The 20,852-nt window shown below is 42.8% G+C and carries 18 protein-coding genes; 7 read left to right on the top strand and 11 right to left on the bottom strand.

Features of this window, described 5'->3' with window-relative positions; all coding sequences use genetic code 11:
* Nucleotides 1-7: 7 nt before the first annotated feature.
* The 6 genes from JFC08_RS09935 to JFC08_RS09910 all read right to left on the bottom strand — a co-directional run bounded on the left by JFC08_RS09935 (nt 8) and on the right by JFC08_RS09910 (nt 4,983).
* Nucleotides 8-490, bottom strand: a complete 483-nt coding sequence (locus tag JFC08_RS09935; protein ID WP_227697721.1) for a bile acid:sodium symporter family protein — start codon at nt 488-490, stop codon at nt 8-10.
* A gap of 701 nt (nt 491-1,191) precedes the next feature.
* On the bottom strand, nt 1,192-1,662 hold the full coding sequence (locus tag JFC08_RS09930; protein ID WP_198330569.1) for a YbjQ family protein: 471 nt from the start codon (nt 1,660-1,662) through the stop codon (nt 1,192-1,194).
* Nucleotides 1,663-1,722: 60 nt separating this feature from the next.
* Nucleotides 1,723-2,169 carry a YbjQ family protein gene (locus JFC08_RS09925; protein ID WP_060491846.1) on the bottom strand — a complete coding sequence of 149 codons (447 nt, stop codon included), beginning with the start codon at nt 2,167-2,169 and terminating at the stop codon, nt 1,723-1,725.
* An 85-nt stretch (nt 2,170-2,254) separates the two neighbouring features.
* A complete protein-coding gene (locus JFC08_RS09920; RefSeq protein WP_055124803.1) occupies nt 2,255-2,812 on the bottom strand; it encodes a YecA/YgfB family protein in 558 nt (185 codons plus the stop codon).
* A gap of 283 nt (nt 2,813-3,095) precedes the next feature.
* Nucleotides 3,096-3,332 (bottom strand): PA3496 family putative envelope integrity protein, encoded by a 237-nt coding sequence (locus JFC08_RS09915; protein ID WP_045443968.1) that lies wholly within the window; start codon nt 3,330-3,332, stop codon nt 3,096-3,098.
* Between the two features lie 184 nt (nt 3,333-3,516).
* A complete protein-coding gene (locus JFC08_RS09910; protein ID WP_198330568.1) occupies nt 3,517-4,983 on the bottom strand; it encodes a hypothetical protein in 1,467 nt (488 codons plus the stop codon).
* A 494-nt stretch (nt 4,984-5,477) separates the two neighbouring features.
* Here JFC08_RS09910 and serB point away from each other — a divergent pair, with 494 nt between their 5' ends.
* The 6 genes from serB (at nt 5,478) to hemJ (ending at nt 11,339) form a co-directional block, all read left to right on the top strand.
* On the top strand, nt 5,478-6,668 hold the full coding sequence (gene serB, locus JFC08_RS09905) for a phosphoserine phosphatase SerB (protein WP_198330567.1): 1,191 nt from the start codon (nt 5,478-5,480) through the stop codon (nt 6,666-6,668).
* 208 nt (nt 6,669-6,876) lie between these two features.
* Entirely contained in the window at nt 6,877-7,872 is a 996-nt protein-coding gene (locus JFC08_RS09900; protein WP_198330566.1) for a DUF368 domain-containing protein, read from the top strand.
* Between the two features lie 238 nt (nt 7,873-8,110).
* Nucleotides 8,111-8,512 (top strand): AciT family ciprofloxacin tolerance protein, encoded by a 402-nt coding sequence (gene aciT / locus JFC08_RS09895; RefSeq protein ID WP_227697720.1) that lies wholly within the window; start codon nt 8,111-8,113, stop codon nt 8,510-8,512.
* 402 nt (nt 8,513-8,914) lie between these two features.
* On the top strand, nt 8,915-9,421 hold the full coding sequence (locus JFC08_RS09890) for an SCP2 sterol-binding domain-containing protein (RefSeq protein WP_198330565.1): 507 nt from the start codon (nt 8,915-8,917) through the stop codon (nt 9,419-9,421).
* A 359-nt stretch (nt 9,422-9,780) separates the two neighbouring features.
* Nucleotides 9,781-10,815, top strand: a complete 1,035-nt coding sequence (gene bioB / locus JFC08_RS09885; protein WP_198330571.1) for a biotin synthase BioB — start codon at nt 9,781-9,783, stop codon at nt 10,813-10,815.
* Nucleotides 10,816-10,904: 89 nt separating this feature from the next.
* Nucleotides 10,905-11,339 (top strand): protoporphyrinogen oxidase HemJ, encoded by a 435-nt coding sequence (gene hemJ, locus JFC08_RS09880; RefSeq protein ID WP_045453451.1) that lies wholly within the window; start codon nt 10,905-10,907, stop codon nt 11,337-11,339.
* Nucleotides 11,340-11,455: 116 nt separating this feature from the next.
* Here the strand turns inward: hemJ and JFC08_RS09875 are convergent, their stop codons facing one another.
* A complete protein-coding gene (locus tag JFC08_RS09875; RefSeq protein WP_198330564.1) occupies nt 11,456-12,226 on the bottom strand; it encodes a hypothetical protein in 771 nt (256 codons plus the stop codon).
* Between the two features lie 214 nt (nt 12,227-12,440).
* Between JFC08_RS09875 and JFC08_RS09870 the strand changes: the two genes are divergently transcribed.
* Nucleotides 12,441-14,576, top strand: a complete 2,136-nt coding sequence (locus JFC08_RS09870) for a WG repeat-containing protein (protein WP_198330563.1) — start codon at nt 12,441-12,443, stop codon at nt 14,574-14,576.
* Nucleotides 14,577-14,696: 120 nt separating this feature from the next.
* Here JFC08_RS09870 and JFC08_RS09865 read toward each other — a convergent pair whose 3' ends face one another.
* The 4 genes from JFC08_RS09865 to JFC08_RS09850 form a co-directional block, all read right to left on the bottom strand.
* Nucleotides 14,697-15,194 (bottom strand): hypothetical protein, encoded by a 498-nt coding sequence (locus JFC08_RS09865; protein ID WP_198330562.1) that lies wholly within the window; start codon nt 15,192-15,194, stop codon nt 14,697-14,699.
* A gap of 77 nt (nt 15,195-15,271) precedes the next feature.
* Nucleotides 15,272-15,988 carry a ribonuclease PH gene (gene rph / locus JFC08_RS09860; RefSeq protein ID WP_198330561.1) on the bottom strand — a complete coding sequence of 239 codons (717 nt, stop codon included), beginning with the start codon at nt 15,986-15,988 and terminating at the stop codon, nt 15,272-15,274.
* 241 nt (nt 15,989-16,229) lie between these two features.
* On the bottom strand, nt 16,230-18,002 hold the full coding sequence (locus JFC08_RS09855; RefSeq protein WP_198330560.1) for an AMP-binding protein: 1,773 nt from the start codon (nt 18,000-18,002) through the stop codon (nt 16,230-16,232).
* A 608-nt stretch (nt 18,003-18,610) separates the two neighbouring features.
* Nucleotides 18,611-20,338: an AMP-binding protein gene (locus JFC08_RS09850; RefSeq protein WP_055124813.1), complete on the bottom strand. Its 1,728-nt coding sequence runs from the start codon at nt 20,336-20,338 to the stop codon at nt 18,611-18,613.
* Between the last annotated feature and the right edge of the window lie 514 nt (nt 20,339-20,852).

Here is a 20,852-nt window from a genome sequence, read left to right as displayed (position 1 = left end):
TGCGTAATTAAAATCTCCCAAGTTTATGTGTACGGATTTGACGGCAGGGGTCAGTCAGCATCGTTTTTACTACTGGTAACTCAAACTCACTACCGCTGCCCATAAAATAAATCAATGAAAAGCTCAGCACAATGGGAATGGTAAAGACGGTAATCACGCTCGCAATCGCGGTCATCGTCACCGACAGCGCCACATCGCCTTTGGCTAAATAGGTAAATAAGTTTGAGGTAGTGCCACCCGGACACAATACGAGGAGCATAACTCCGACGGCATACTCTGGGCGTAATGGCATGATATTGGCCAAGGCAAAGCCAATGATAGGTAACAGTATCAACTGATTGGTCAAGCCAATGCCGACTGCTTTTGGGTATTTTAAAACCCGTTTAAAATCGTTGGTGACGAGGGTCAGACCCATGCCCATCATGATTAAAAACAGACAAATAGGAATGATAACTGAATTGACTAACGTGACTATTGCAAGACCTTCCATAACTACATCCTTGTAGATAAGAGCTGTTTATAGATTCATTTTATAGATGAATTTTTAGACCGATTATGCTGATTAAATGACGCCTGATTAGCAATCCTTGCTGAGGCGTGTCCTCATAATCAATAGCCGTTAAACACCGATAATCAATTAAAAAACAGCAAAAGATAAGACATGGTAAAAGCAAGTATATAGGGGTAAAGTCTACCTTATCTATTTTATTCAACTACTCACCAGTCAGTATCCAAACGTAGGATATCCGCCATATAAAAGTATAGAAAAACTTTAAGGTATACCGTTATTTATATTTTTAGGCTGAGAACGAGCAGATTTGTCGCTAAGAAAGGAATCAATCACACCCGCCACCATCACCACCACTGTCACCACAAGAGTCATTGCTGCTATATCCGCTATGATTACTGTTGTTGATGTCATCTCCAGAAGATGAGCTGGAAGTACGCTTTGAAAGCTTTGTACGACTAGACCAGAGCATCACTTTAAACACACCATAAAACATCAGTAGCCCAAAAACAATCTGTAAAAGTAGCAGGAAGCCCCAGAAGAAAAGTTCAAGCATAATATAGTCGACTCTCTATAATTTCTTGTTAGACATTGATAGCAACGCAAGGATAACTAAGATAAGTGCTTATTTTGGGGATAAGAAAGAACATAAGATTAAGAATATATCTTAAATTGGCAGGACTTTAGTGACGGTCAGTACTGATAACTGCCGTACCATAGGCAATAGCTTCGACCATGCTGCCCAATTGATTGATATTGCTAACTTCTAGACGTAAGCCGTAGATATGGTTATAGCCTTTGGCTTGTGCTTCGGTACGCATACGTACCAGAGCTTCGCGGCGGGCACGGTCGAGTAAGGTCTCGTAAGTGGTCAAGTTTTTGCCAAAAATGCTCAATACCCGAGCGATAATCATTTTGAAATAATCTTGGGCAATAACCACGCTACCAAGTACCAGCTCGCCCTCAGTCGTGGCAACAAGTTTCGGCACATAAAAGCGCTCACTTGAGACCATAATATGGCTTAATTCTTGCTCTGCAATGCTTAACTGCGCGAGATGTTGGCGCTCATGACGCGACCCAAAGAACCAACCAGCAGCGAATAATAAAATAAACGGTGCGTAATTGATAAGCATTTGGGTAAGGGGGTTATTCATGGCACGTCTCTTGTCATAAACTTATCAGAAAAAAGCATCGATGCTTTAAGATTTGGTTAGCTAACCAAAAGGGTTGAAACGTGGCAAGTCATCGGTCGCTGTCGGTGCAGAATTTTGTAGATTTGGCTGTTGACCAGACTGATGATAAGAGTCGCTTGGTGGGGTTTGATAGACTTGCTGCGGCATCGGTATTGCTTTGACAGCGGTGCCATAGACAAACAATTCAGAAGCTCCCTGCGCGATGCTAGAGGTCGAAAAACGCAACCCCACAACCGCATCTGCACCCAAAGCTTCTGCTTTGACAATCATCCGATCGATCGCCTCTTGGCGTGACTCTTCTAACAGCTCGGTATAAGCCGTTAACTCACCACCAACGATATTCTTAAGTCCAGCAAACAAGTCTTTGCCGACATGTTTTGAGCGTACGGTACTGCCGTACACCACATCTAAACGCTCGGTGATTTGGTAGTTGGGCAAATGCTCAAGATTGGAGAGTTGCACAGTCATAATACGACCTTATCGGTGACGTTATATAGACAGCGTCAACTTGGATATAGACCAAACCACGCTGTCCCTATATTGATAAAAAAGGCTAATCGTTGGTATGGAACAATAAAAATAACTCAGTCAAATTGCCTTCGATGCTATTGGCCATTTGTGCCAGCTTGTCTTCATCTTTACGCATCTCTGCAAGCTCTGGATCTTCATCATCGATACCGCTTAGCAAAATCATTGGTAAGGTCAAGACAGCCACATCTTCAGCCGTCTCTTCATCTTCAAACCAATCGCTGGCTTCATCGCCATACATCGCATCGACAAAGCCAATTGACCAAGCAACGATATCTGATTCATCTGAAAAATCAACGGCCACTTCTTCATCACCCGCATCTTCACCAAACGGTAGCTCAATAGGCGTCTCGTTTTTTAGCTCAGCGATAATAGAATCGCGCCAGCGCTGGATACCGTCGATGACGTTTTCTGGGATTTCACTAACATGGCCTTCAAACAGTGCATCCAGCCAATTCGGTAATGGACGCCCAATAACTGTCGCTGTCAAAAAACCATGCGCGGCGACACTATCAAGCACAAATGGGCTCTCTTGATTGTCCAAATAGTCTAATAATTCATCGAAGCTTAGTTGATTACTCATGATGTAATTGTCCTTGAAAGATAGAGTGCGGCTGTCGCCATAAACGATCGGTTAAGTGCAGAATAGTGGATAATTTGAAGGTAAAAATGGTTTCGGTAAAGCACCCAAACCATCTTTATAAAATAAGAATCATTGCATAGAGCGGGTGGCTAGCAACCGTCAAAAAGTAACGATTGCGATATCATTAGCATTACACTGTCAGCTAATATACCGTTATTAAAAGGCTTTAGTCGGCTTAAATGACTGAGCACTTTCACATTAGGCTATGACTTAAGTTTGAAAACTAAAGATCGTCATCATCCCAATCATCGCCATCTTCATCGAAATTGTCTATATCGTCTAGATCATCCTTTAGCTCTTTAGCCAAACGCTTTTCTTCTAGCAGATTATCGATCAGTCGACGCTTCTCAAGACTACTTAAGCGCGTACGCACGCTCGTCTCGGCCTCTTCCACCATCTTTGCATCATCATCGTCGACAAAATCATCATCAAAATCGTCGTCAATATCAGCGTCACTCATGACAAACTCCTATCATTTTTAGCAAGGGTATTAAGAATACATTAATATATATATGCCTTATAAAGTCTCTACTTCACGTTGTCAATGCTTTTTATTATTACTGCCCTATTTTTAGGCTATATAAACATAACGACAGAGACAATATCTCAGACAATTGTATAGTAATAAGCGAATATAAGCAGCATTAAATAGCCGACTCATCTGTGCTTTCAATCATCAATACCGCATTGCGCACATCCGCTAAGCGTTGGATCATCGAATCATTACCACCATCGAACACCGCACATTCACGCTCATAAACAGTGGTTGGGCGCATGATACTCTGTACCTGTACATGGTGGCTGATTTGCTTGAGACCTGTATTAGGTAACAAAATCAGCATTTGCTCTTTTTTGCCGACGCTGTGTAATAATTGCGTCATTGCTTGCGCCTGTGCATCATCGCTGACCCCTGCTTTAGCAGGTAGTGCAAAGCGACTCAGCTCAATGTGCTTGTCATGGATGATTTTGTTAAGCATCAGATACAGCTTGCCAAGCATCACACCTGCTAACGCCACTTTGGCATGGCTATTGTCCGCCTTTAACAACACGCTAGCACCCGTGTCATCGAAACGCGGCTCGTTCATTTCGCTGACACCCAACAACAATGGCTGCTTGAGTAACTCGGTCACTGCTTGGTTCAATAGCTGCGTACATAATGCCAAATAAGGTAAACGCTGAGCCGGTGCCAGACGCTCAAGCATATTGAACTCGTCATGGAATACAATCTGCACTCTCACACTGTCAAATGAGCGGGTGGCAGACAACCGAGAGGCGCTACCAGATTTAGGAGCGCGGCTTATCTCATCTTGGGCAGCACCATTTGCTGCATCATGCTCCGCTCGCTCTTCAGTCGTACTATCGATAGGCTGACTATCAGAGCCAGTGGTATCAGTCGCCGCTTGATTCTGTTGCGTTCTTAAATACTGGTTTACTTCACTATGTACATCGAATTTGTGTGCATTGGTTGGCTGACTGTCCGTTGCACTCTCTACAGAATGCTCCGATGTTTCTCTATCCGCATCCGTGGTACGGCGTTCAAACTCCCGATCATAACTGCGCTGATCGATTTGCATATACTGCTCACGATGCAAATCTTGAATATCGCGGCTAAGCGCGTTAATTTGCTCTTTGGTTGGACGGGCAAGGTAACCATAAACCAGCCAAAGCAACAAATGCAGCAGCATCGTACCGATGACGAACGGCCATTGCATAGCGATAATCTCGCCTTTGCTAATATCTTTTAACGTCAACGACACACTGCCAATCACCGAATCACCATTGGTGGCAATCTGACGAATGGTATCACCTTGCTGCATGGGCGCATTGCCAACAGGCACCAAGATGTCGTCGTTATTGTCTTTAATCAATATGCGCGTCACGTCTTGCTCGCTGGTATAGCGATTGGCAATGACACTTAAGCTGACACGGTCTTTATTTTCTAAAGACAACCTTGCTTCATCAATCAGCTGGGCGACCATCTGCTCGCCTTTTAACGCACGACTTTTGCTCAGCTGTTGATCGGTACTGATGACCAATAACAACGTCTGCAAACAAAAACTAACCAGAAGAATAATGGCAAACAACCCTTGCCGCGGCGCTAAATACGTCATGATATGGTAAACTTTTTTGGATAAGAGAAATTAAAAAAACAAGGCTATCCCTCATTTTTTGGCGAATTTAAAAAAACTATAATAGTGCGTATCTTAACAAGTATGTATTGAATTTAAGTACCATAACCCGACACGTATGTTGTTGCCTAAAATAATATTTACAACAAGGTTTGGTTACTTAAAAACTGCTGTCTAAAATACTAATACTCAGGATAATCTACGGCACATTTGGTAAGCGGCGACTGAGAGCATTGTTGTGAATATCATCATGAATACAGACCGCTTATCTTATCTACTATATCACCATAATAAGTCTTATAGCGTTAGTTGATTTATAAATTTATCATAATAATCACATTCAATTTCAAATGATTTTTTAATGATTGCTGTCATCTTTAATCGACGGTGATACTTTGTGCGTCATCTATAGGCGCTGCCGAGTAAAGCTGCTATTATTCCCAATCTTATATGAGCATACAAGGGACCATTGAGCCATGCCACACAATACATCTTACTCGTTACCAAAAGACAGCAAAGCATGGCAACAAGCCGTTGACTCTATTGCGTCACTGTTACCAGATAACACGAACTTACAAGATTTTGATGCGCTACAGTCCCTGCCAGTTTTTGCTCTTATTGTTGTGCTACCGACCAAAATATCGACGCTTGATATCCACCAGTATGTGCAATCATGGGTCGATGAACAGCCAAGCTGGCATTTGGTCACCGTCGCTGAAGATACTGATGCCAGTTTTGTCAATATTACCGTTTCTGATACAGAGCCAACAGCAGCAAACGCACAGCGCTTGCCTTTTACTCAAGCACAAGTGTTCCGCTATTTGTTGGTTCCAGTCACTGATACGCTCATGCATCCTGGCAAAAAGACCGCAGCAGCTCATATCATTGATGATCAGCTGACCACACGCTTGCGTCATGACTTGACCGAAGCTTATAACGATAGTCATCAAGCGAGCAGTGCTGAACGCTTGGATATTGTTGATTGCCACATTTTATCAGTCGGTCATATGCTACGTACTCACAAGCTTGCCTGCTTTGATATGGATTCCACCTTAATCGAGCAAGAAGTCATCGTTGAGTTGGCAAAAACAGCGGGCATCGGCGAAGAAGTCGAAGCCATTACGGAAGCGGCAATGCGCGGTGAGATGGATTTTGATGAGTCTTTTGCCCAGCGGGTAGCGTTACTAAAAGGCATCTCGACCGATGTGCTGGATGATATCTGCAGCCGCCTAACGCTATCAATGGGCGCTCGCACTACCATCAGTGCACTAAAGGCTTTGGGCTACCATACCGTACTGGTATCAGGCGGCTTTACCTACTTTGCGCGCTACATCGCTGAGCAATTAGGCATTGACGAAGTTCACGCCAACGCCCTAGATATCGACGAAGGGGAAGTCACTGGTCACGTACAGCTGCCCATCGTCAATGGTGCCAAAAAAGCGGCTATCGTTGAGCATACTGCGGAGCGCTTAGGCATCGAGATGTCACAAGTGGTCTGTATCGGTGACGGTGCCAATGATTTACCGATGATGGCCATCGCAGACCTAGGCGTCGCCTATCACGCTAAGCCTATTGTCCAAGCACGTGCTGATGCCGCCATCAATGTCACAGGGCTTGAAGGCATATTTTATGCCCTTGGTTATCCAGCACTTGCGCCTACAGAGTAACGACTACACTCGCAATACCATACCATGGAGCTAGTTTAGTGTTTTTAACATTAATCTGGCTTTTATGTCTTATTACATTGCTACATTGCTACATTGCTACATTGCTACATTGCTACATTGCTACATTCAATTTTCGCATCACTGTCCTAGCATACTTAGCAGCATCGCATTAACTTTCACTGTGTTTTTAAATAAAAAAGGATTGTCCATGACGGCATCACCATCACCGCGGCAAAATGAGCCGTCAGCGCCACAACCACTGGATAAGAGCAGCACTGCTGCATCCTCCGATAGTCCAAAGCAACTATTTGGGGTTTATATCAGAGGAATGGCCATGGGGGCAGCGGATATCGTACCAGGTGTCTCTGGCGGCACCATTGCGCTGATTGCTGGTATTTATGAGCGCTTGATTAACGCCCTGAGTAGCATCGGCCCCAATCTCTGGCAGATATTTCGACAGGAAGGCGGAATCAAAGGTTTGGTTGCAGTGTGGCGACAGGTTGATGCCACTTTTTTGTTGTTTTTATTATTGGGAATCGCCACCAGTTTTGCTACTTTAGCCGGTATTATCAAACACCTATTGGATAATCAACCGTTATTTATTTGGTCGTTCTTTTTTGGACTGGTTGTCGCAACGGTATTTATATTATTGAGTGAGATTCAGCGTTGGAATATAGGGCGGGCAGCACTCTTCGTGACTGGTCTTGTTGCCGCTGTGGTCATTAGCAGCTTACCATTACTCACGACCACACCAAGCTTGCCTTATTTGTTTTTTGCAGGGGCAGTCGCTATTTGTGCCATGATACTGCCCGGTATATCTGGGTCTTTTATCTTATTACTATTAGGTGCTTATGACGCAGTATTAGAAGCCGTACATAGCCTTAACTTTACGATAATCTTCACGGTCATTGCGGGTATGGCAACGGGATTGTTATTATTTACTCGCGCACTTAAATGGTTATTGTCTCGCTACTATCAGGCAACTTTGGCCTTGCTCACAGGTTTTATCGCAGGCTCGCTTGTGAAAGTATGGCCATGGAAAGTAGATGCGTTAGGCGCGCTTAATAGTGACGCGATAAACAACGTGATGCCATGGCAATATCCTACTGGTCCACATTGGCTAACCACTGTAGGACTGATGCTGCTAGGCGCGATTTTAGTCTCACTATTGTCTTGGTGGGGCACTCGTAGCAATCGCGCTTAACCCTACCTTAAACCTGCATCAGTCTCTTTTAAAACCCAAAAACCCTCCTATACACTCTTAATAATAAGCGCCCATCCTTGCGGCGCTTATGCTTAAACCTTGCCATACAAAATCATCAAAATGCGCTAAAAAACCAAACGTCAACGGTTGTCGCAAAGTCGCTTGTCCCCTCTTTAGCTTTGTTCCCCAAACTTTCATAATGACCCTATTGGAATTCACCTTATGAATAGCGAGATGAATGATGTTACTGACTATATTTTCGATTATTGGTATAGAAACGTGGAGCACGGCGGCACTGCTTGGTTATAGCTTGCTGGCAGGCTTGATTTTAGCGCTTGCCTTATCCTCACAGCGCTGGCTGCTCTGGTATCTATTTGGTGGTATGGCATATTGGCTAGCAGTTGAGGCGATTCAAAGCATTGTGGCGGGTCGTCCTATGCTATCAGAGCTGTCAGAATGGCACAGCTATATCATCGCCATGGGTATCAGTTGGTTGCCTTTAGCGGGCTGGGTGCTGTATCGGGCACTACGTTACGAGGATGTCAGTCAATCCGTTCAGCTGCAACGTCAATTGCAAGCGGCACGTTATATCGAGCACACGCCTGTTTATGATGACGACTACCAACCGCGCTTCCACTGATAGAGTCGCGTCTATATCAATGAGCGACGCTGTCAGGTTAGTTCATTCTCTGTTTACAGTACTTTTACTTACCTCTTATATAGCCTGTATTACATTATCTTTATTCGACTGTATCTCGTCCAAAAATTACGATTAACCTGCCGTCAAATTCGCTCAATCTAGCATAGGTAGTGTGAGCATTCATTTTCGTTACCATTCTCTTTTCTACTGTCATTTTTATAAATATTAACAACTTGTTCTAATTCAGATGACGTCATTGGATGTTACAAGATACTTAACGCTCTCTACGTAACTCCTAAAGAATAGCAACCTCTCTATCGTTTATAATCTAGTTATATATTTGTCACAAAAATTGTTATAAAGTACGCATTATTTTGCGTCTCATTCTTTAGGAGTTCGATTATGTTTACTGTTCCTGTATTAGATATTAAATCTGATCCGTTAGATGTGCTATTGGCTGTGATTGGCTATCGTTTGTCCATGCTTGCTGATAGTGATAACGAAGATGTGAAAGCACTATTCGCTGATCGCAATGTGACGATTGAGCTTGCCAGCACTGAAGCGGATATCGCCCGTTATTTTGTCTTTGATAATGGTAGCTTCAGCCAATACAGTGGTCATGCTAAAAAAGCAGACCTCACCATCAATTTCAAAGATTCGATGACAGGTGTTAAGCTTTTGACCAAAGGCAATCTTCCTGCCTTTATGACTGCTGTACAAGAAGGCAACCTCAGCATCGAAGGCGATTACAGCCTAATGATGTGGTTCAATAAACTTGCTAAGCATATCGTGCCAGCTGTTCCAGAAGAATGTAAACCTTATATCCAAAAAGCCAAGCCTTATGCTTATAAAGCACAAAAACTTGCCAACCATTGGATTGGGGTTGCTAAGCACAAACTTGGCAAATAATGACGTAAATAGATCGATATAAATAAAGAAAACAGATCACGATTATTTAGCGCTCAGTTACTTTACTCTTTCGCAGTGTTCTGATTTTCTAAAAAGGTTGCGGTATACTATATCGCAGCCTTTTTTATTACCTAAAATTTTATGGCTTTATACACAACTCTTTTAACTACTATTCTCTTCAAAATGATTGTTGCAAAAACTATTATAAAAGGAATTATATGATGGCAGGATTACTTAACATCTCAGAGCCTAATGCCAGTAGCCCCACTGACACGTTTAATAATAAAAATAACAGCCACAGCGGCTTGAACAATGACTTTTTAAACAACTTAACAACGGATACCACCGCCAGCCAACAAATGACCCGTAAGCATAGCCGCGAAGAAATCGCCGAACTGTTTGATTTGCCTTTAATGGATTTGTTGTTGCAAGCGCAAACGATACATCGGGCGCACTTCACTGCCAATGAAGTACAAATTAGTACTTTGTTGTCGATCAAAACAGGTAACTGCCCCGAAGATTGTGGCTATTGCTCACAATCCGGTCACCACCGCGACACGACTAAATTACAAGCAGAGAAGCGCATAGAAGTGGATAAAGTCATTGCTGCGGCCAAACGTGCCAAAGCCAGTGGCTCGTCACGCTTTTGTATGGGTGCAGCATGGAAACATCCAAGTGCCAAAGACATGCCTTATGTGGTTGAGCTGATCAAAGAAGTCAAAGCGTTAGGGCTTGAGACCTGTATGACCCTTGGTATGTTAGATACTAATCAAGCGACGCAACTGGCGGATGCTGGACTCGATTATTACAATCATAATCTAGATACTTCACGTCGTTATTATGAGCAAGTCGTCAGCACGCGAAGCTATGACGAGCGCTTAGATACCATAGATAACGTGCGTAACTCAGGCATCAATGTCTGTAGTGGCAATATCGTCGGAATGGGCGAAAGCCGTGACGACCGTATCGATTGGGTACATGAGCTGCTAAAAATGCCCAAAGCGCCAGAGTCAATTCCGGTCAACCTACTTGTGCCCATTAAAGGCACACCGATTGGCGATAAAGTCTTGGCAGAAGGTCAACTGTCAGTGATTGAATGGATTCGTACTATTGCCGTAGCACGTATTTGCTGCCCGACCAGCTATGTGCGTTTGTCTGCTGGCCGTGAGAGCTTGTCCGACTCTGAGCAAGCCTTGGCATTTATGGCAGGTGCCAACTCATTCTTTTATGGCGATAAACTGCTGACTACTGGCAATGCAAGCCAATCAGGCGATGACAGACTCATGCGTGAGCTTGGTCTAACAAAGCAATTTGCCGCGCCAAGAGCGCCCAAAGTATTGCCTGTGATGGATGCGATGAGCGGTCATCAATCGCAAGTAGTGATGGCAGAGTAGCGTTTTTTATCGCTACCATTATTGAATAATCTGCGCTAAGCTTGCCGACATTATTGATGATAAAATATTAAATCGTAAGAGAGAATGTGATGGCAGATTATTTCAACTGGATTAAAGCGGCGCATATTATATCGATGGTCTGCTGGTTTGCTGCGATATTTTATTTGCCACGCTTGTTTGTCTATCATGCGATGAGTGATGATAGCATTAGCCACGAACGCTTTGCTATTATGGAGCGTAAGCTCTATCGCGGTATTATGACGCCATCAATGATAGCCACATGGGTCTTCGGTCTATGGATGTTAGGGCTAGGCTGGGAGGTGTATAAAACCCAAGGCTGGTTACACGTCAAGCTATTATTAGTGGTGCTACTCTCTGGCTATCACGGTGCTTGTGGCTTTTATCGTAAAAAGCTAATGGATAATCCGCATTATAAGACGCATAAATTTTGGCGCTGGTTTAACGAAGTACCAGTGTTTGCATTGGTCATTATCGTCATCTTAGTAGTAGTAAAGCCCTTCTAAAATTCAGTAAATATGCCCATAACTGATTTTTAAATCTGAATAGCTCTAAACTAAAAGCGTCCATTACTTATTAAAGTAACGGACGCTTTTTTTTAGGACATCATAAATATGACACCTTAAACACTAGGGCGCATGATTTGATAGACATTACTCAAATCATAAACACGGTAACGCGCAGGTTCGCGGCGGTTTTCGCCCGCATAGCTGAGGATCAGTGCTTGCTTTGCGCGCTCATCAACCCAGCCGACAAACAGTCCACTATGCTCGACGCCATTGTAGCCATGATTGATATAATAGAGCCAATCTCCAACTTCAATCTCGCCACTATTGGCATACGGACCTTGACCATAAGTACCTTTATGAATGGTATCACGTGTCACCCCAGCGCGTTTAAACACGGCATTGAGATAGTCCCAGCAGCCACCTTGAATGATCGCACGCTCGTTCAGCGCCATCTTGCGTGCGGTGCTAACCACTTCACGTGCGGCCAAACTACTCTGCATCTCCGCACTGCTCAGTAACGGTAAATACTCGCTATCGACATTATCATAATTACCCGATAAAAAAGCGGGCATCACTGCTGGCGCTTGACGCGCTACTTCAGGATAACGATAGGATGTCTGAATCACTGGTGGAGTACTGGCAGAATTTGAGCGATAAGTTCCTGCACGTTGAATGGTAGAACGCGTGCTGACCTTCGCAGAGGGCACGGAAGAGTATGAAGGTGTATAGCGAGCACTAAAATCAGATTGCACAGATTTTTGGGCGATCAGCGCACTCATACTATCGGCATGAGCCTGACCTACTAGGCCAACGGTAAACAATAAAAGACTGCACGACGCGGTAACCGACGGCGATATAGACAATGACACAGGCAAACGCGACATGACCAACTCCTTGTCAATAAAATATAAATGACAACATAAACCATAATAATAGGATGTTCTAATCTTACTTATAAACCATTTAGACATGACGCTGCAAGCTTTGTGAATACATTCTCAAACCCAAATGCATTATAAGAAAACCTTAAGACCGCCTTACTATTAAAATTTAGTTGAGTTATTATTCATCCAAACGATAAAAAACTTAGGAAATAGCGTGTTATCGATTAAAAAACTGATTATTGTTTGTATTTTTATACCCACTTCTATGGTCCATGCCAATGAAGAGTGCGTCAAACCGTCAGTGAATGGTGCTACCTACGTAGGCTGTTTACGCGAAGATAAATTAATGGTGGCAACGCTTGATAACACCTTATGGGCTTTAGTCAATGAAAAAGGGGCGCTGTTAACAGACTATGCGTTCGACAACTTTATTGATATTAATGACACGCTATTAGGGGTGGCTAGTGGCAGTAAAAAAGGTATCATCAACAAACAAGGAAAACAGATTTTACCGACCGTTTATGATGGCATTACGCTCTATGACAATCACTACTTTCGTCTAAATCAAGACGGAAAGTATGGAGTGGCTGATCCTCTTGGAAACATCGTATTGCCCTTGGAGTATGATTGGGTTGACAGTCTAGATAATGACCACAATCACAATCGAGCCTTGATTTCAAAACAGGAGAAAAAAGGGTTAATTGACGAAAAAGGTCATATTGTCTTACCTGCAAAATACGACCGATTATTTTGTTGTAGAGAGCCTTATTACGGCAAAGTTGCTATAGGTAACCGATATGGTCTAACCAACGAACTAGGAAATCTACTGAGCCCAATTGAGTATCAAGAGATTAAAACGTTTTCGCATCGTCCTATGATGCTAAAAGCAAAGAAGGAGGACAAATGGGGGCTCATAGATTTAAAAGGCAATATTCTACATCCCTTTGAGTTTGACCAACTACCTAGCTTCTATCCCGATGAGGTTGGAGTAGAAACATTCGAAAAGGATGGCAAGGTTGGCTTTATTAATAACGAAGGTAAGATTGTATCGTCAGCCAACTACGATAACATCTCCGTTTTTGACGATAAAAAATACGAATTAAAAAACGACAATCTTTACGGCCTTGCCAACTCCGCGGGTCAACTTATCGCTCCAGTTGAATACGCTGATATTAGTACCGCCGATGAACAAGATTTGAGAGTGGTTGAAAAAAACAAAAAATACGGTCTCATTAATGGTGCTGGCGAAATCATTTTAGCAGTAGAATACGATAAATTGGGATATCCAGATGATGAATCAGGTGTTCGAACGATCAGGAAAGAGGACAAGTACGGGCTTATCGATCGTCACGGCAGCATCCTGATACCCCCTGAATATGATATGCTAATTTGCTGTTATGCAAATGGCTATGGCTCTATCGCAAAAGGCCATAATCAAGGAGTCATTGATTCGTCTGGGAAGATATATTTGTCTGATGACTATGATTATGAAGGCATCTCACTCAATGGGCTATTTTTAGTGGCACGTGACGGTCTACAAGGTTTGGCTAATAAAGAAGAACAGCTCATGACTCCTATCGTATATGAAGATATATCTCCATTTAGTGATGGCCTATCAGCAGTTCAAAAAGACGGCAAATGGGGATATATAAATACTGCTGGAACGCTGGTCATTAAAAACATTTATAAGCATGCACAAGCATTTCATGACGGTATTGCGGTTGCCAAAATAGACAATAAAAACTGGTTTATTGATAAACAAGGTCGTAAGGTTTTACCGCTACCCTTTGACAGGATTACTTATGATAATCCTAATCGCTATAGGGTCAGTAAAAACGGTAAGACTGGCATGATAGATGTGAAAGGCAACGTGCTGATACCGCCCATGTACAATAGACTGATGCAAATTGGGGCGCAGACCTACTTTGCGGCAAAACCAAACGCATGGGGTATGATAAGTTCCACCAATAAGACCATAGTGCCTATCAAATACCACGATATAAAAGAGTTTAGTATATTTGATAGTGCAACGACAGATAGTATGACGACCACAATGGTAGGGTTTTCTGACCCAGGAGACTGGCGCCTATATGATGCTCAAGGCAAGCGCCTTCATCCTGATAAGCGGTTCTCTAAAATCACAGCATTAAATAATGACAGCATTGTCGTTCAGTCAGAAGAAAAATGGGGATTAATTGACGCTAAAGGAGAAATCATCATTCCTATAGACTTTAAAGACGAGCCGCTCGATTACGGCTATAAGGATGAACTACACTTTGTAGGCGATAAGCAAAAATTCATTTTCAACAAAAAAACGAAAGAATCTATTCTTATAGAGAAGCTACCTTAATAAATTAAAGCCACAAAATAAAGTAACTCGCTGAGTATTTCAGATATTCGGTGAGGTTCAAGTGATTGCGTTACGTCAGTACATATTATGATATCTAGATACCATGCTAGATTTTTAATGCTAGGACGTATTATCACCCATCTTGATATTTACATGGCGCTTGCCCAATGCTTGACCTTGCAAAATAGCTTTGGCGGCGGTTGCCTCTTGGATACTATCAAAGCCACTAATACGGTATTTGCATATATCATCACAATCAATAATCTGTAATTGCTCACCAATAAGCATGATTTTATCACCGTCGGTCAACTGAATATGCTGACGCTTACCTTGATTGTCATGCACCAGCTCACCAGCACGCAGCCACAAGATGCCGCTACTGATAACGCCAGCCATGGCTTTTTTCTGTTGTTGGCGTTTTCGATTAAAGATAAAACTACCAATAATCAGTAGCGCCAATGCCCCTATAGCCAAGCGCTCAGGCAGCAGACTCATTGCCAAAGCAACCGCCACTGCTCCTATTAATAATGCTGAGCCAAACCAAAACATGCCCTCTTCAGTCGTTTTGGGCTGATCTTGTAGCGTGATTTTGGCACCATCGTCTGTCAGCTTGAGCATGCATGACTACCTGTTACAGAGTAATAAGAAAGTAAAATTTTAATAAAAATACGATGAGCAAGTAGTCATCAATAGGACTACCAACCTAAGGCTGTTTTTTGCATGGCAATCAACTCAGCGATGCCTTTTTCGGCAAGAATCAGCATATCGTCGGCTTGAGCGCGGGTAAATGGCTTTTCTTCCGCTGTTCCTTGTAGCTCAATAAATTCGCCTTTTTGGGTCATAACCACATTCAAATCGGTATCACAGCTGGCATCTTCTTCGTAGTTTAGATCTAGATACGCTTTGCCGTCTTTCATACCAACAGAGACCGCAGCGACCAAACCAATCAGTGGATCTGCCTTGAATTTTTTGCTTTTTTGGATACTCTCTAATGCATCGATAAGCGCAATAGCAGCCCCCGTCACACTAGCAGTACGAGTACCGCCATCAGCTTGCAAAACATCACAATCAAGATAAATGGTATTTTCACCCAGCTTACTCAAGTCAATCATCGCTCGTAAGCTACGACCAATCAAACGCTGGATTTCTTGGGTACGACCTGATTGTTTACCGCGTGCCGCTTCACGTTGGTTACGAGTATTGGTCGCGCGTGGCAGCATGCCATACTCAGCAGTGATCCAACCTTTGCCTTTACCTTTGAGCCAACGCGGTACGCCAGATTCAACACTAGCGGTACACAATACTTTGGTATCACCAAAGCTGACTAACACTGACCCTTCGGCATGCTTAGTATAATGGCGCTCAAAGCTGATCGAGCGAAGTTGGTCAAGCTCACGATTGTCAATACGCATAAAAATCCCTAGTACAATGTTTTAAAGGCGGTGTCATAAAATGAGGTGTCTATCATTATGTGGCTAACCATCATTTATCTAGCAAACTATTAATAAGCTAAAATAAATAATGATTGGATGCCATAGCAGACGTAAATATTGAGATATCCTAACGTGGCAGCGGCGCAATAGCAAGATTCGTTCGAGCTATTGCGCCGCTACTTGAGCCAGTCATTGGCTTAACAAAGAAATAGCACCAACTTTATTCTAACCCTTCCATCTTACGCAATTCTTTACGCAGGATTTTACCCACGTTTGATTTTGGTAATTCATCGACGAATTGTATGTGACGCGGACGCTTGTAACCAGTCAGTTGCTTTTTGCCAAAATCAAGCAACTCTTGCTCAGTCACATCGCCTTTTTTGACCACAAACAACTTGGGCTCTTCACCGCGGTCATCGTTTGGAATACCGATAGCGCCGCATTCTACCACAGCTGGATGCTCGCTCATGGCTTCTTCAATTTCGTTCGGATAGACGTTAAAACCAGAGACCAAAATCATGTCTTTTTTGCGATCAACGATTTTGATAAATCCTTTTTCGTCCATAATACCGATATCGCCAGTTTTCAGAAAGCCATTGGCAGTAAACGTTTCAGCTGTTTCCTCTGGACGATTTTGATAACCTATCATCACCTGCGGCCCTTTGACACAAATCTCGCCGCGATCACCCAATGCGACTTCATTTTCATCATCATCGATTAGTATTATATCGGTGCTAGAGGCAGGGATACCAATTTTACCCGTGAATTCAGCAATGGTCATCGGGTTAAAAGCAGCCACTGGTGAAGTTTCTGACAAACCATAACCTTCCACGATAGGCAGACCAGTGATTTTATGCCACTCTTTTGCCACGCTTGGCAAGACAGACATACCGCCACCGATAGACGCTTTTAGGTTAGAGAAATCTAAGTCTGCAAAGCCGTCTTTGTGTACTAGACCGTTGAACAAAGTATTCACCGCAGGGATAAAGGCGGGTTTGTATTTGGCCATCTCTTTAATCAAACCATCCAAATCACGAGGGTTTGGGATAAGCAAGCCTGCATAACCTCGGTACATGCCATACATGCCGCAGACCATAAATGAGAATACATGATATAGCGGTAGTGCCGTCAGGATGACATCATTGTCATCAACATCATCATCAAATGCACTGTCCATCAATGCACTAATCTGTAGCATATTGGCAACTAAGTTACCGTGGGACAGCATTGCACCTTTGGCAACCCCTGTCGTACCGCCCGTATATTGCAATAATGCCACGTCGCTTAAATTCAAATCAGGGCGCTTATATTTGCTGGCTGATACTGCATTTAAAGCGTGCTTAAAACTCACGCTGTGTGGCAGACTATAAGCCGGAATCATTTTTTTGACATGGCGCGCAACGAGGTTAACAACGGCTCCTTTCACTGTTCCTAGCATATCGCCAATCTTACAAACGATGACATGCTCAACCTGACCTTTGTCTTCTGCCTCTTGATAGGTGTTCGCAAAGTTCTCTACGATAAACAGGGCTTTGGTGCCACTATCATGCAGCTGATGCGATAACTCTCGGCTGGTATATAGAGGGTTGACGTTGACCAACACCATACCTGCACGGATGATCCCCAAAGCAACCACTGGATATTGCAGGAGGTTGGGCATCATCACCCCAACTTTATCACCTGTTACCAAGCCTAATGATTGTAAGTAACTGGCAATTTGGCGACTGTATAAATCCAATTCCTTAAAGCTGATCGATGCACCCATACAAATATAGGCCGTTTTTTTCCCATAACGGCTAAAGTTACGCTCAAACACATCAAGTAAAGAGGTATTGTCATCAGGCATATCGATAGTCGCATCAATGCCATAACGCTCATAAGTTTTCAACCAGGGGCTGTCACTATCTATCGTCGGCATAGTAGGAAATACGCTGTCTTTATTATTCATTGCAGCATTATCGTTTGTGGTCTCTTTATTGATACTGTCGGTCATAATTTTCCCTAAATGTTACCGTTAAAAACGTAGAATAATCTAATGAAAACACCATTATTTTTTGTGATTGATCAATGACAGCAGAAGCTTGTGAATAAAAAACGTGGTAACAAAAAAGGTTTGTCATTCACAAGCTTTGTCAATCAAAGCGCAACGTTAAGTCCTTGATAAATAGCACAATAACTCGGAATTTCCGAATTAAAAACCACATTATTCCTGATAGTTTTATCAGAGATATAGCGCAAAACTAACGTCATCTCGTCGATAAATAGACAAATATGTCGGTAAGCACTATAGCAGTTTTGCTAAAAATTCTCTATCTCTACCTGACTGGGTCATAGCGACAAAAAAAGCAATAAATACAAAAAATGATAAGGCAGCATACCAGCAACCTTACCATTTTTGGATCACGACACCCAGTATCACAACCACCACTATCACGACAACTTAGCATCCTGATAGTTTCTTGCAGATTTAATTCGTAGCGTTAGTTTGTAGCTTTAGTTTTTATCATTAGTATCGTGGTGACTTATCATGATGACTTTACGAGTGCCTAACAAACAGTAGCAGACACTCATAAAAATACTCTGGCGCTGAAGGCTAGTTGATTAACCGTGGTTCTTTTCTTCCAGCACGCGCAAATCTTTGTGCAAAATCTTACCGACATTTGATTTTGGTAATTCATCGATGAACTCAACATAACGAGGACGCTTATAACCAGTTAAATTCTCTTTGCTATAAGCAAGCACTTCTTCTTTAGTCAAACTGTCATCACTACGCACGACATAAATCTTTGGCACTTCGCCGCTCTTTTCATCTTCGATACCAATGACACCGCACTCCAAAATCTTTGGATGACCTGACATCACATCTTCGACTTCGTTTGGATAGACGTTAAAGCCAGATACCAAAATCATATTCTTTTTACGATCAACGATTTTAAAGTAGCCTTCTTCATCCATCACGCCGATATCACCCGTACGGAAATAACCGTCAGAGGTCATGACTTCAGCGGTAGCATCATCACGTTTCCAGTAGCCTTTCATAACCTGTGGACCACGAACACAAATCTCGCCGCGCTCACCCAGTGCGACCTCATTGCCTTCTTCATCCAAGATAGCCATGTCTGTCGCTGGCATCGGCAGACCAATATTGCCTGAGAATTCGCCCGTACCTTCTGGGTTTGCTGACGCCACAGGTGAAGTCTCTGACAGACCATAGCCTTGTACGATCACATTACCAGTAATTTTTTGCCATTTGTCAGCGGTGTCTTTTAATACTGCCATGCCACCGCCCATCGACATTTCAAGCTTGCTATGATCTAAGGCTTTGAATGGATCGCTATTTGCCAACGCATTAAACAGCGTATTGACCGCTGGGAAAAACGCTGGTGGATAATCTTTATAAGCTTTGATTAAGCTTGCGCCATCACGTGGATTTGGTACCAGTAACCCGATACAGCCGCGATATAAGCCAAACATGCCGCAAACGGTAAATGAGAAGATATGATATAGCGGCAAGGCGGTCATGATAACTGGCTGCTCATCCATACCTTCAAACTTATCAAAAGCATCGCCAAGATAGGTATCACATTGAATCAGGTTGGCGACTAAATTACCATGCGTGAGCATCGCCCCTTTAGCAACACCTGTGGTACCGCCGGTATATTGCAAAACAGCAATATCATCAAGGCAGATGTTATCTGGACGTTTGTAATTTTTGGCTGAGAAGCGATTCAGCGCCGTTTTGAAGTTGGTGCTGGTTTTAAGGTTATAGTCAGGTACAAGCTTCTTCACGTGACGCACGACCATATTAACGATAAAGCCTTTTAATGGACTCATCAAATCACCCATCGACGTCACGACGACATGGTCAACCAAGTCTTTACCAATGTCTTCATACGTTTTGGCAAAGTTCTCTAAAATAAATAATGCTTTGGTATCAGAGTCTGTTAGTTGATGCTCAAGCTCTTTTGAGGTGTAAAGCGGGTTAACGTTAACCAAGGTCATGCCAGCACGCAGCACACCCAATACGGCAACCGGTAGCTGCAAAATATTTGGCATCATGACGCCGACTTTATCGCCTTTTTTTAAGCCAAGTGATTGCAAGTAGGCAGCAATTTGTTTGCTATAACGATCTAAATCTTCGTAGGAGAGTTTTGCATCCATACAGACAAACGCTGTCTTGCCAGCGTGCTTCGTAAAATTCTGCTCAAATATATCGATTAAAGAAGTATTAGCGGCTGGCATCTCAATGTCGTATTGAATACCAAGCTTTTCGTAAGTTTTGACCCATACTTTATCGTTACGACGAATTAGGTTACTGTGATTTTCCATAATCTTTTCTCTCCTAGTAATAGTACGCTACCGTCAACCCATGCGAATCACAGTGTGATAAAAATATAAAAACTCAGAGCGCAGGCTTGGCTGTGAGGCAATCATATGGTGATGAGCAAACAATATAGCGGTAAATAGCCCTCTGTTCATTAACATACACACTTTATACAGACTACTCAATATAAAAGATTGCTACTTGAGTTCGCAAACTGTCTTGACGGTCAATAATATCTTAGTTATCAAAACCTTAATAGCGATAAGCGATAATTTTTCAGCGATTTATTAGCGAACATTTATTCATTAATACTCTTTATATTGTTTTATCGTTAACTATTTTTTACCTTTACTATCAAGGGCAGTAGCAAGCTCTGTTAAGGTCACAAAGTTACGCTGTGTACTCTCTTTATCATTACCCGGCACGTCACGACCTGTCGTCTATTCTGACTTATGCCTTTTTAATTTTGCCAATATCCTTTACGATAGCGCTATCCTATTTGTACGCTTGCACCAATTA

It is taken from the genome of Psychrobacter cibarius (assembly GCF_016107535.1).
Lineage (GTDB): Bacteria > Pseudomonadota > Gammaproteobacteria > Pseudomonadales > Moraxellaceae > Psychrobacter > Psychrobacter cibarius.
The sequence above is the reverse complement of the archived record's forward strand: the minus strand, read 5'-3'. Positions and strand labels throughout refer to the sequence as shown.